This window comes from Polaribacter sp. SA4-10 (assembly GCF_002163835.1).
Lineage (GTDB): Bacteria > Bacteroidota > Bacteroidia > Flavobacteriales > Flavobacteriaceae > Polaribacter.
Genome location: NZ_CP019331.1, coordinates 3,297,863 through 3,311,365, shown reverse-complemented (window position 1 = coordinate 3,311,365; position 13,503 = coordinate 3,297,863). Strand labels below are relative to the sequence as shown.

Genomic DNA, 13,503 nt, shown 5'->3' with positions numbered 1-13,503 from the left:
TTTATTTTTTAGATAAACCTTTTCTGATCATGACGCCCCATTTTTTATTTTTGTTAAAATAATAATCAATATTTCCTTTAATTGCAGCATATAAAACAAAAGGGTGCAAAATAAGTGGTTCAAAAATTATAGTTAAAACCAATACAAGGCCTATTCCTTTTTTCTTGTATTGATGGTAGGTAAACTCTTCAGAAAAAATAGCAATAAAAGAAAATATCAATGAAAAAAGGTATGCCATTAAAAAAATACCTAAAACAAAACTCCAATTTAATTCTCTAAAAATTACCAGTAGAATAAAATAAATAATTCCTGCAACTTCAACTATAGGAGCTAATCTTTCAAAAATAAACCAATAAGGAAAGCTTAACATTCCTAAAATTCCATACTTAGGATTTAAGCCAATTTTTCTATGCGTTTTAAGCGTTTCAATTGTACCTCTTGTCCATCTATTTCTTTGCGAAATAAAAACTTTATAATTATCAGGAGCTTCGGTCCAACATAATGGATCTGGTATATAAGCAATTTTATATTTTTGCTTAGCCTCTTCCATGTACCTTCTCATTCTAACAATAATCTCCATATCTTCTCCAACAGTTTTGGTATCATAACCACCTACTTTTAGTGCTATTTCTCTATCAAACATACCAAAAGCACCAGAAATCACAAGCAAACCATTTAATCTAGCCCAAGCCATTCTACCTAATAAAAATGATCTTAAATATTCTAAAACTTGCGCTCTTTCAATCCATTTTTTGGGGAAATTTATTTCTACTAATTTTCCGTTTTCAATTTTACACGAGTTCGCTATTCTTATAACACCTCCAGAAGCAATTACTTTTCTATCTGTTGCATCTAAAAATGGTTTTACCATTCTTTGAAGTGAATCTTCTAGTAATAAACAATCTACATCAATACATGCCAAATATTTACTCTTACTAATATTTATGCCAAAGTTTAATGCATCAGCTTTGCCTCCATTTTCTTTGTCAATTACAATTAATTTATCAAAAGCAGGATTTTTAGATTTAAAAACGCCCTTTCTTAAAGGTTTTGTATCTATTTCCTGATGGATAAGATATTCTACCTTTTCTAGATTATATGCATTAATTAATCTTTCTAAACTATCATCTTTACTTCCATCATTAACAATAATTACATTATAATTAACGTAATGAATAGACAATAGCGACCTAACATTTTCTACAATATTTAAACTCTCATTATAAGCGGGTGCAATTATAGAAATGGAAGGTGTTACTTTTGAAGATAAAAGATCTTTATACGCTACAAAACTATTTTTCTTCAGGTAGGTTTTTGTTTCTATTGAAGAAAAATATGCTAAAATTATATATGATAATATTATTAAAACCGTAAAAACAAGGAAAAAATAATGTAAGCTTATTAAAACTATTCTAAATACATTTTCAAAGTTCATAATTTGAGTTTAAAAAGTGAATAATTTTATTTGAAGTTATATCTTTAGATTCGTTTGATAATAAATTGTATTCTTTCTGATCTAGCGTCTTTAAAATTTTTAAAGCTTTAAATTTTATTTCAAACATTTCATGATTTACAAAATTTATTACAAAAGAAACATCTTCTTTTGTAGCTGTTTCTTGTATCAAATTTAAAAAAGCAATTTTTTCTTTATTGCTTAAGGCATTAAATTTTTCTTTTAATATAATTTTAGCTTCAATAACTTCAAAAAGACCAAGTAATTCAATCGCTTTAATTCTTATAGTAGAATTAGGATGATCTAACAAATTTAGAAGTTCGTCTGTAGTATCAATTCTATTAAGTATTTTAATAACATTTAAAATAAAAATTACTAGATAGTCATTTTCTAATCTCAGCCAGCTTGATATATCTGGTACTTTTAAACTATCAAAAAGTTTTAATTCATTTAGCAATTGAATCTGATCCCATTCTGATAATGGTAATTTTAATGCTTTTAATTTTTCTAATCCCTTAAGCTCAAATACTTGTATAAAATAAAGATGAGCTTCGCTTCTCACTTCTTTTCTTGGGTGATTAATAAACTTATCTATTATTTTTTCTGCTTTTCTGACTTTAAATTGCCTTAAATCTCTTATACCTAAAGCAATTACGTTCCATTTTTTACTTTTTAATTTTTTCTCAGAATAATGAAACAACCCTATTTCTTGATACAAATCATGCATAGACAAAATTAATTCTCCAGAAACTTCTTGAATTAAATTAATAAAAATAGCTGTAATAATGTTTCTCTTTTGTTTGTTTAAAACATCCTTTTTAAATTTTCTAATTATTTCTAATTGATTTTTACTAAAATCTAATCCGTTTTTTTCTGAATAAATATAATTTATTAAAAGCTGTTCGCTTTTTTTTCGATAAGCAAGTCTTTGGCTTTCTTTTAAATTATTATAATCTCTTAAAGTTTTAAGGAAAAGAATCAGAAATGCAATAGCTATAGCCAGTACAGCTACAATTATCCAAATTATATATTCTAACCAAAAAGTGTTCATACGGTTTACAAAAGATTAAATTAATTTTTAATGCACCTTAAGTAATAACATTTTTACACGAACAACAAGTTCATTAGGTATTAATGGCTTGCTCATAAAATCATTTGCTCCTAATTTAAAAGCATTTAAAATCATTTCTTCCTGACCGGAACTTGAAAAAACTAGAATTGGAGTTGGAATTTTTAATTCATTCCTTACGTAACTTACTAATTCTAAACCACTCACAAATTCCATCATAACATCTGTTAAAATTAAATCTGGTTTATGCTTATCAATAAGTGTTATAGCCTCTTTACCATTAGGTGCTATAAAAATTTTATATCCCTCTTTTTTTAATCTAAGTTTTAAAACAAGAGATAACACTGAATTATCTTCAGCTAGAACTATTCTTTTTCCTTTCATATTAATATTTTAAGGTTTTATAAACCTAAAAGCTTTTTCATTCAACTAAAAAAGTAAAAAATATAGCAAATTTTTACTTTAATTTTTTTTTTAATACTTTTATTTCTTTTAAAAAATAAAAAAAATGACTTTAAAAAAAGAACTTAAAAGTGAGATTGTAAATCTAAGTACTATTAAAGAATATTTCTCTGAAGATACATCTTTTTTAATAGAATTAATTACGGCCTATTTATCAGATACAATTCCGCGAATTGAAATTATAGAAAAAAGCCTAACTGAAGTAGATTACATTGAATTAAAAAATGTTTCTCATTTTTTAAAATCCTCTTTTGGCTTAATGGGAATTAAATGTTTAGAAGAAATTATTGAACTCGAAAATTTAGCTAAAATTGAAGCTCCTAAAAAGATAATTCATGAAAAACTTAACTTTATAATACCCATTTGTAGAGAAAGTATTGTAGAATATGAATGTATTTTAAAAAAAATAAAAAATGAGTTTTATTATAAAAATCAATAGAATAGTAGATACTAATAGAATTAAAACTTCATTAATTGTTATAAATGCTTCTTTTCTATTTACTGAATTAGATTCTGGTTTTGATTTTAATTGCAAAATATCTTAGTCATTTAGAAAATTAATTAGTCCTTTTTTTATGAACGCTAAATCTTTAAAAGGTTTTTGCTGCCCATAACTCATATTAATAGAAGCAATCTAATCTGTTTTTCTTTTTGGGTTATTTTTAAAATCATAAAAAACGCTGTCCTTGCTTGTTTATAATTTCAATCCTTAAAAAAAAGCAGCTATACTTTTGTTTGTGCCTAAAATAAAAAAAATAGAATTTTCTTTCACATGATTTTATGTCTTAACAGTTTTACCCATCATAGAAATTAATAAAAACAACACATACAATGGGGCTGGAATTGGACAGATAGTTAGCTTGTAGAGAAAAGGAAAAGGCGCTCAATAAAATAGTTACAACTATTTTAAAGCGCTACAACAAATTAGCTTTTAAGTCGGTCATTTCTATATAACCTTGGAGATTTCCCTAAATAACTTTTAAACATTCTAGAAAAATATAAAGGATCTTGAAAACCTACTTTAAAGCTAATTTCTTTTACACTTAAATCTGTAAAATTTAGATATTCAGAAGCTTGTTGTATTTTTTTAAAATTAAAAAAATACATTAAAGGATAACCCGTTTCAAACTTAAATCTTTTCTGTAAATGCGATTTTGAATAATTATATTTTGTTGCGATATCATTAAGAGAGAAATTTTTATCTAAATTATTTAATAAAAACAACTTAATTGAATCAATTAAAGTTTCTTCTTTTTTTATAATATCTTGTTTATCAAAATCAGTATAAATAAAAGAACTAATAAAGTTTAAACTTAAGAGCGTAGCGTATTCTAATGAGTCTTCTTGATTTTTTTTATTAAATAAATTAAAAAATTTTTCAAAAAGAAGAATTCGATCAACAGAAAAAGGAATGTTTATATTCTCTTTTAATTCATACCTAGTAAATAGATCTAACGCAATAGAACCGTTAAAGTTAAACCAGTAAATAGTCCACGGATTTGTTTCATGAGATTTACATTCATACTTTTTATTCTTAGGTAGAATAAAAAATTGATTTGGTTTAATAAGGATTTCCTTATTGTTTAATTGAGCCTTACCTTGTCCTTTTATGCAGTATATAAAAGTGTAATGGCTTACTCCTTTTTCTTCAATTTCACAATGGTTTTTTGCCATTGGATAATACCCTAAATTACTAATGTAGAATTTTTCTGTTATCGCATTTTTTTTTAAACCATTAACAACAGATTCTGACAAAATAATTTTTTCTTGTCCTAAAAAGCTTTTACCTGGGGGAGTTTTGCTCATTATTTATTTTTAAAGAAAGATATAAAAAGTGAAATTACATTTTTAAATTAAGAAAAATACATTTAAACAAAAATACTCTTCGATATATTTATATTTAATAAAGTTTTTAATGTTGTGAAAATTAATTAGTTCTTTTAATTGTTTAAGTCCGTTGCAAAGATTCCCTAAAAGAACTTCATAAAATAATAAGTGTGTTTATTTTCTGACTATCCGTTAAGGAGAAGTAGTTAAAATAAATGATCCTGAAGCGCACAGTATTTGACCAATTGGCCTCTAATTTTATTGATTTGGTAAAATAGGTTTGAGTATTTTTATTTGCATTAATTTTAGAAATAAAAACCTATTTAAAGTCGTTAAAACACACTTAATATAAAAATAAAGGTTCCTTTAGTTTCGTTTGTAAATATCTTTGGTAAACCTAAAAACATTACTATAGGTTAGCTTCTTTCAGGTTTCACACGAGGTGAGATTGCAACTTCAACATATCGTGTTTTATACAACCAATTGCTATTTATAATTTGGCTAGGAGTAGCAGAAATATTTATACTATTTAAAATCGTAATGCTTTTAGTGAAATTAAAATCTTATATAAATTAAGTTACCCCTCTTAGGTATAAGATTTATCTTAACAAAAGGAATTAATGAGGTTTAAAAAGTTATCAAGTAATAAATCTAATTAGAAAGTATAATAAGTTTAAGCTAAAAAAACTAACAAATAAATGCAAAATACTTATAACAGGAACCTAAACAGTATAAAGTAGTATCGTCCATATGTTTAATTGTTTTATCCATTCTTTAACATTCAAATATTTCGTTCTTTGTACAAAATCATAATATAACTGCCTCTACACATATATTTCCCCTAAACCCATTATTTTATAAAAAAGAAGACAGCGTAACTGCAATAGGTATTGTTTTGAAATTAATTTCAAAACAATTTAATGATCGTTAAATAAGAAGTTAAACTAAAAATTCAATTGAATATAGTTTTTAGTTTGATAGGTGTATTACTCGTTAAATGTAAACTAATAATTTTATTTTAAGTGAATAAAATTTAATATTAAGAATTGTACTATGAAATTTAAAAATTACTTTAAAATCTTGTTTCTAGCAGGATCCCTTATTTTTTTGAACGGGTTTAAAACCTATTCTCAACAAATTTATGCAACTACTGCAACAGAAGTTTCTGAAGGAGATCTTGTAGAAAATAGTGCCGATGCAGTGACCCTAAATGGCCTTTTTGCAATTGTTAATTCTAACGTTAGTTCTTCGGGAAAATTAAAACTAGAGTTTTCAAGTACAGTTCCTGCTAATTCAACTACATATATTAAGGTAGACGATTTAGAAAAAGGAATGTACGATGCTTTATTAGGGGGCAGTCTAGGAGACTTACTGGCTGATGCAACTGGGACAGCTGCGCTTGGAGATCATTATGTTGAGGTTTCTGCACTAGATACTACAGGAGAAGTTGTTGCTCTAGGTAGTACTAATAATCTTTTTAATGACTCAACAATTCCTACTAATATTACAGTACCGTTAAAAGTAGTAAAAAATAAGGATGGTGACTTATTTATCACCATTACCCCGACAGTAGCGTATAAAGCCATCGTTATTAAAGATATTACCGATACAACATTCATAGCAACGCCCAATTTTACTAATGTATACCATGCATTTTATCTAGATCCTACAGATACTTCTTGTAACTCAGAAGAAATTTTCACTTCTTTTGATGGAACAGGAATTACTTTAGACTTATTAGATTTAGGAGCTACAGGTGTAAAAGACCTAGAATTTGCAATTGATAACGATCCCATTACCTTTTCTACAATAAGTGTGGGGGTTGTAAGTGCATTGGCTTCAATGTCTCAAGACATCTATTTTTCAACGACAGCGACTAATCGAGATATTTTAGAGTTGAGTACGAGACCTAAAGGTGGAGCTATAGTTAATGCAGCTTATGAACAAAATATTACTGTTGAGTTATATAAGGAAGATGCAGTTGTCTTTTCTCAAACCTTAGACGCTGCTGATCAAATAACAATAGATCCAAGTGAAGATGGCGAAATAATTAAAATAACAGTAACTCCAGAAGTTGAATTTGATAGACTTAGAATTACCTTAACATCTCCTGTAGGATTTAATTTAGGCCAACAAGTAGATTTATTTAGTGTAAAAGTATCACCCCCACCTCCAACAGTGTTGGAAGATCCACAATATTTTTGTGTTGTTCCGGAAGCAAAAATATCAGATTTAAAAGCAACTTCAACAGGAACTCTTATTTGGTATGACAAAGCAACTGAAGGAACTGCCTATAAAGATAACACCGCTTTAGAAAACGGAAAAAAATATTATGCTGCAAATTTAACAGGTACTTGTGAAAGTACTGGACGTGCAGAGGTAAAGGTAATACTTAAAGACCCTGCAACAACAGAAGGAGATGAAAATCAAAGCTTCTGTGTTGTTGATGAACCAACAATTGCTGATTTAGCAGCAACTGGATCGGGAACAGTTATTTGGTATGACCAACAATCTGGAGGGACTGCTTATTCAGCTTTAGATGCCTTAGTCAATGGATCTGTCTATTACGCAGCAAATTTTGACGGAACCTGTGAAAGTAGTCAGCGTTTAGAAGTAACTGTAACACTATCAGATACCAATACACCAGAAGGAGATGAAAGTCAAAGCTTCTGTGTTGTTAATGAACAAACAATTGCTGATTTACAAGCAACTGCAACCGGAACAATTATTTGGTACAATCAACCCACTGAAGGCACTGCTTATAACAATACAGATGCCTTAATCAATGAATTAAAGTATTACGCTGCAAATTTTGACGGAACCTGTGAAAGTAGTCAGCGTTTAGAAGTAACTGTAACACTATCAGATACCAATACACCAGAAGGAAATGCAAATCAAAACTTCTGTGTTATTGAGCAACCAACAATTGCTGATTTACAAGCCACTACAACCGGAACAATTATTTGGTACAACCAACCCTCTGAAGGAACTGCTCATAACAATACAGATGCTTTAGAAGACGGATTAAAATATTACGCTGCAAATGCTGATGAAACCTGTGAAAGTAGTGAGCGTTTAGAAGTAACGGTTATTATTAATGATACACTTCCTGTAGAGATAACAAATGCAAATCAAAGCTTCTGTGTTGTTAATGAACCAACAATTGCTGATTTACAAGCAACTGCAACCGGAACAATTATTTGGTACAACAAACCATCTGGAGGGACTGCATATAACAATACAGATACCTTAGTCAATGAATTAAAATATTATGCTGCAAATTCTGATGAAAACTGTGAAAGTAGTCAGCGACTTGAAGTAAGTGTTGTTATTAATGATATAGAACCTGCAACTATAAGGAGTATAACTCAAATTTTTTGTGAGATAGAAAATCCTACAATTGCTGATTTAAAAGCAACAGGAATAGTAACAGGAACAATTAACTGGTACAATCAACTAACTAAAGGGAATGCTTATAACGATACAGATGCATTAGTTAATAATTTAAAATATTATGCTGCAAATTCTGATGGAACCTGCGAAAGTAGTGAGCGTTTAGAAGTAACGGTTTTAATCTCAGATACCAATTCGCCATCTGGAGAAGCCACTCAAACTTTTTGTAGTATTGAAGCTTCAACAATTTTAGATTTAAGAGCAAACACACCAGGTACCATTACTTGGTACGACCAACCTACTGAAGGAACAGTATATGCTAATACGGATGCTTTAGCGAATGGATTCAAATATTATGCTGCAAATTCTGATGGAACCTGTGAAAGTAGTGAGCGTTTAGAAGTAACTGTTGTAATTACAACAGCGCAAGACATAACCATAGAAGGAGAAAATGCAAATGTATGTTTTACTGACATAGAAACGTATAGCGTTTCAGAAGGACATGCCCCATATACTTGGAATATAGCAGGTGGTAATTTAGTTTCTGGTGGAACGGCGGATGATAATGAAATTGAAATTGAATGGATAAACATAACAGACGCCAAAGTTTCTGTATCACTAACAGGAGGTTGTTATTCTTCTAATTCAGCAGAACTAATTGTAGATGTTGTAGTATGTTCTGATTTAACAATTAAAAATGAAGTAGATTTCATCAAACCAAGAGTAGAGGATATCATAACCTTCACAGTAGATGTTAAAAATTCTGACCAAACGATATTCACAGATTTAAACATCTCTGAGGTTTTAACTAGTGGATTTATATATATCTCTAACACAACCACTTTAGGAACTTATAATGCTCTTAACGGAATTTGGAATATCCCATCTTTAGGAGCGATTGAATCCGCTACATTAACTTTAACAGTGAAAGTAAACACCCATGGAGATTATTTAAATACGGCAAGTATTATTAAGTCTACACCAATAGATGCAGACACCTCAAATAACACTGCAGAGGCACTAGTAACTCCTTCATGTCTAGAAATCTACAATATTATAACACCTAATGGAGATGGAATGAATGATAACTTCGTTATATCTTGTATTGACACGTATATTGGCGCTGATATCGAAATATATGATAGATATGGTTCCATTGTTTATAAAAAGAAAAATTATAATAATGATTGGAATGGAGTTGCAAATCAAACTAGTAAATTAATAGGTACAGGGCAAAAGCTTCCTAATGGAACTTATTTCTTTGTAATAAAATTTAATGACGGTAGTACTGAAAATATAAAAAGTTATATCCAAATAAGAAGATAATGATTAGAAAAATAAATAGCTATAGCAAACACCTTTTACTATTACTTTTAATAATTAGTATACACCAAATAAATGCACAACGCGAACCTCAATACACGCAGTATATAAACAACACATTAACTTATAATCCTGCTTATATTAATACGCAAGAAGATGTTACTTTCACAGCACTAGGAAGAGCGCAATGGGCAGGCTTTGAAGGTGCTCCAAACACCTATTCTTTCTCTGCAATTTTCCCGTCAATGAACAAATTAGGCGTAGGGTTAAATATTATACGTGATGAAATAGGTGCAACAAGACAAACTTCGTTTTCCGCAGATTTCGCTTATGAGATTCAGTTATCTTCAACAATTTACACTTCATTTGGTGCAAGCGCTGGAGGCTCTTTTTTAAATACAAACTATAACGATGGAAATGTATTAAATCCCAGTGATCCATTCTTAAATAATAGGAATGACTTTGACCCAAGTTTAGGTTTTGGTGTTATGACCTATGCAGAAAATTGGTATGTTGGAGTATCTATACCTAATTTCTTAAAAAATAGTTATTACTCAGCACAAAACAATACATTAATAGATCGTGCAAATTTACAGTTATTTATACTGGGAGGATATATATTTAACCTTAATGACAATCTAAAATTTAAACCAGCCGTTTTAGCAAGAGTAACCCCAAATCTTCCTTTTGTTATGGACTACTCAGCCAACATGTTAATTAACAACAAAATAACCATTGGTCTTTCCTACAGAACTTCTAAAATTATAACGGGTATGTTTGGAATAAAATTAACAGATTCTTTTTACTTAGGCTACTCATATGACAGTACCATTAGTGGTTTGTCTAGCTCTAATAAAGGTTCTAATGAGATTATGCTAAAATTTACAATTCCTAATAAGATTAGAACCATTAAATCTCCAAGATTTTATTAAAAAAAAAAATATGAAAAGAAACCTAAAACTAATGTTTGTCTTATTAAGCTTTTCGTTTGTAATTCAATCACAAACAAGAATAGAAGTAAGAGCGGCTAAAGCGTATAAACAGAAAAATTATACTGAAGCCATAGAGAAATACAATGCCATTTCAACGGAAAAACAACTAACCAGTAAACAACTGTTAAACCTAGCAAATAGTTATTACAAAATAAGAGATTATAACAATGCCGCTAAAGGGTATATGTCTTGTATAAGCAATGGAAACACTTTAAGTTTACGTTTACCAGCATACAATAATTATTTACAATCTTTAAAGTTATCTAATTCCGATGAAGACTCTATTACATCCGTAATAAACACAATATCAAGCATCCTTTCACAAGAAGTAACCAAAAGATATGATTTTATAAAAGAAGAACGAACAAAAGAAAACCCATTCTCTAAAACAATCACTTCGTATGAAATAAAAAATTTAGATATTAACTCTAAAAAATCTGATTTTGGGGTTGCTATTCTTCCTGACTCTACAGTAATGTTCAGCTCTTCCAGAGAAGACAAGAGCTATAATTATATTTATAAAAAGATTAAACAACCCTTTATAAATATTTACAAAGCGAAATTAAAAAACGACAACAGTATTGATACTTTGACTCTAGACAAATATACAAAAAGTTCTATGATGCATACCTCTTCTCCTTTTTATGACTCTTTATACAATCGTTTTTTTTATACACAATCACACAAAGAAAAAAATAAACTAAAATTTAAAAACTCTAAAAGCAATTTTAGAATTGTGTTTGGTTTTTTAGATGCAAATAAACAACTAAAAAAAGTAAATTATTATCCAGAAAAAACGGACGGCTATTCTTATGGGCACCCCTTTTTTGATAAAAAAACAAAACGCTTGTATTTTACCTCAGATATGCCAGGAGGATTTGGCGGTACTGATATTTATTATATCCTAATGAACAAAGAAGGCTTTATTTCTGACCCTGTAAATTTAGGTGAAAAAGTGAATAGTTTTGCCAATGAAATGTTTCCAAGTACCTTTGATAACCGCTTATATTTTTCATCGGATTTATTTATTGGAAAAGGGGGGCTAGATGTGTATTCTTCAGGAATTAAAAACAATAAATTTGAGTATCCTTTGCGTTTAAATGACTCTATAAACTCTTCTGCAGACGACTTTGATTATAAAATAGTTCCACAGCAGGATCAGGATAAACAGAAAAAAAGAGGATATATTTCCTCTAATAGAAAAGGCGGAAAAGGAAGTGATGATATTTATTCTTTCACAGAATATAAAAAAATTAAACAAGTAAAGGTATCCGGTTTCATTTTACAAAAAATAATAGATTCTATTAAGATACAGAAGACATCTATTACGATACCTAAAGCAACTATTACCATATCAAAAAAAGAAGGAAAAATAATAGATACTATAGCATCCAATAAGCAAGGGAAATACTCCATTGAATTACCAATAGGCAGTGATTATGTTTTTAAAGTAGATAAAAAAGGATATGATGGTACTTTAGACACTGTTAATTTAACAAACAAAGACGATCTTACTCCAGTTTCTAAAGATTTTCATTTGATAAAAATAGGACCTATCACTTTTGAGTATGATGATACAACTATTACCGAACCAGCAAAAAAACTATTAAAGCTTGTTACTGATTATTTAAAGAAGTACCCAGAAGACAAAGTTAAATTAGAATCACATGCAGATGCTAGAGGAAGAACTGCATATAATGACACGCTTTCTATTAAACGTGCTGAATCGGTAAAAGAATATCTAAAATCTGAAAAGGTAAATTCTGATAGAATTGAAATAAAAGGTTTTGGTGAACAAGAGATAAAGAATGACTGTATAGATGGCGTAAAGTGCAGTGATAAGGATCATAAAGAAAATAGAAAAACATATTTTATATTTATACCTAACGACCTAAAATAACAGAGGTCATAGTATTACGAAATTATTAAAATGCAAGAAAGAGAAAGCAAATAGGCTTCCTCTTTCTTGTTTTTTATATCTATTAAAACCTAAATAAACGCTATTATAAGAATAAAATCTATTCCTTTTAAAGGTGTTCTTCAATCTCTGCAATATGATATTGTAATGATTGTGCAGAAATTTGTATTTCTTTTAATAATAAAGCCAAAGAAGTTATCAATAAATTAAGTACAAACACGTATCATAGGAATTCAAACAATATAAAGTAGTATCATCTATAGATTTAACTATTTTTTAATACAATAATTCTTCTTTGTAATTTTTAAGAAGTGAATCAGTAAAACTAAATTAGCCTTTAATTATTTTGCTTATTTTTGAAATTACTTCTAATAAATAAATAAATAACAATGAAATATTTAAGTCCAGAGATAGAAGCTTTTTATAAACAAATTGAAATTACAAAATCGTTAGTACGCACAAATGTGTCTTGCGGTATTTTTCAAGATTGCGATTATAATGAAGAAAGACCTGAACTATACAAAAAGAATAAATAATTTATTGCTTCACTCTCAAACTCCAATGAAATTGAAATCTAGAAACAACAACACCTTCTTTATTTTTTCCTTCTGAAGTTAACACAATAACTTGTCCTTCTCCTGTTTTTATAGATTTTTGAATTGCTTCTCTAATTTGATTTCCTCCTTTACAAGAAAAAAGAATGCTGCCTGTAGCCTTTTTAAAAAAATCTGCTTCTTGATGCGTAACTAACATAGAAACTTTACTCTTAGAATCTTTTATTGCTTTCATAACTAAAACTCCAGTTGGCATTTCTGCCGCCATTCCTTGAGCTGCCCAAAACATACTATTAAACGGATTTTGATTCATCCATCTATGTTTTATAGAAACCACTACTTCTGTATCTGAAATAGATTTTACTCTTACGCCACCTAAAAAGGCCAAAGGCAATTTTATAGCATTAAAAAAATTAATTTTACCTGGAGTAAATATCATTTTTGAGTTTTATAATTGTTAAATAAGTTTTGATTGAGAATTAAAATAGCGGCTCACAAGATAGCTAAAATAT

Annotated in this window: 11 protein-coding genes; 6 read left to right on the top strand and 5 right to left on the bottom strand. The window is 28.8% G+C overall.

Annotated elements, in window-relative coordinates; all coding sequences use genetic code 11:
• Position 1: 1 nt before the first annotated feature.
• The 3 genes from BTO04_RS14560 to BTO04_RS14550 are packed head-to-tail and all read right to left on the bottom strand — an operon-like array spanning position 2 to position 2,906.
• Positions 2–1,435 carry a glycosyltransferase gene (locus BTO04_RS14560; RefSeq protein WP_087565192.1) on the bottom strand — a complete coding sequence of 478 codons (1,434 nt, stop codon included), beginning with the start codon at positions 1,433–1,435 and terminating at the stop codon, positions 2–4.
• Positions 1,425–2,504 (bottom strand): hypothetical protein, encoded by a 1,080-nt coding sequence (locus BTO04_RS14555; RefSeq protein ID WP_087565191.1) that lies wholly within the window; start codon positions 2,502–2,504, stop codon positions 1,425–1,427. The genes BTO04_RS14560 and BTO04_RS14555 overlap by 11 nt, the downstream gene beginning before the upstream one ends.
• A 27-nt stretch (positions 2,505–2,531) precedes the next feature.
• On the bottom strand, positions 2,532–2,906 hold the full coding sequence (locus tag BTO04_RS14550; protein WP_087565190.1) for a PleD family two-component system response regulator: 375 nt from the start codon (positions 2,904–2,906) through the stop codon (positions 2,532–2,534).
• A gap of 124 nt (positions 2,907–3,030) precedes the next feature.
• On the opposite strand from BTO04_RS14550, the gene BTO04_RS14545 reads away from it, so the two are divergent.
• Positions 3,031–3,423 carry an Hpt domain-containing protein gene (locus BTO04_RS14545; protein WP_087565189.1) on the top strand — a complete coding sequence of 131 codons (393 nt, stop codon included), beginning with the start codon at positions 3,031–3,033 and terminating at the stop codon, positions 3,421–3,423.
• Positions 3,398–3,529 (top strand): hypothetical protein, encoded by a 132-nt coding sequence (locus BTO04_RS15665; RefSeq protein ID WP_302849199.1) that lies wholly within the window; start codon positions 3,398–3,400, stop codon positions 3,527–3,529. Before BTO04_RS14545 ends, BTO04_RS15665 begins: the two co-directional genes overlap by 26 nt.
• Before the next feature lie 379 nt (positions 3,530–3,908).
• Here BTO04_RS15665 and BTO04_RS14540 read toward each other — a convergent pair whose 3' ends face one another.
• Positions 3,909–4,790, bottom strand: coding sequence for an AraC family transcriptional regulator (locus BTO04_RS14540; protein WP_087565188.1), 882 nt, complete (start codon positions 4,788–4,790; stop codon positions 3,909–3,911).
• Positions 4,791–5,918: 1,128 nt separating this feature from the next.
• On the opposite strand from BTO04_RS14540, the gene BTO04_RS14535 reads away from it, so the two are divergent.
• The 4 genes from BTO04_RS14535 to BTO04_RS15400 all read left to right on the top strand — a co-directional run bounded on the left by BTO04_RS14535 (position 5,919) and on the right by BTO04_RS15400 (position 12,973).
• Positions 5,919–9,530, top strand: a complete 3,612-nt coding sequence (locus BTO04_RS14535) for a gliding motility-associated C-terminal domain-containing protein (RefSeq protein WP_198342074.1) — start codon at positions 5,919–5,921, stop codon at positions 9,528–9,530.
• Positions 9,530–10,459, top strand: coding sequence for a type IX secretion system membrane protein PorP/SprF (locus BTO04_RS14530; RefSeq protein ID WP_087565186.1), 930 nt, complete (start codon positions 9,530–9,532; stop codon positions 10,457–10,459). The genes BTO04_RS14535 and BTO04_RS14530 overlap by 1 nt, the downstream gene beginning before the upstream one ends.
• Before the next feature lie 10 nt (positions 10,460–10,469).
• On the top strand, positions 10,470–12,419 hold the full coding sequence (locus tag BTO04_RS14525) for an OmpA family protein (protein ID WP_087565185.1): 1,950 nt from the start codon (positions 10,470–10,472) through the stop codon (positions 12,417–12,419).
• Between the two features lie 407 nt (positions 12,420–12,826).
• Positions 12,827–12,973 carry a hypothetical protein gene (locus BTO04_RS15400; RefSeq protein WP_198342073.1) on the top strand — a complete coding sequence of 49 codons (147 nt, stop codon included), beginning with the start codon at positions 12,827–12,829 and terminating at the stop codon, positions 12,971–12,973.
• Between the two features lies 1 nt (position 12,974).
• On the opposite strand, the gene BTO04_RS14520 is transcribed toward BTO04_RS15400, so the two are convergent.
• Positions 12,975–13,430 (bottom strand): DUF4442 domain-containing protein, encoded by a 456-nt coding sequence (locus tag BTO04_RS14520; protein WP_087565184.1) that lies wholly within the window; start codon positions 13,428–13,430, stop codon positions 12,975–12,977.
• Positions 13,431–13,503: the final 73 nt, after the last annotated feature.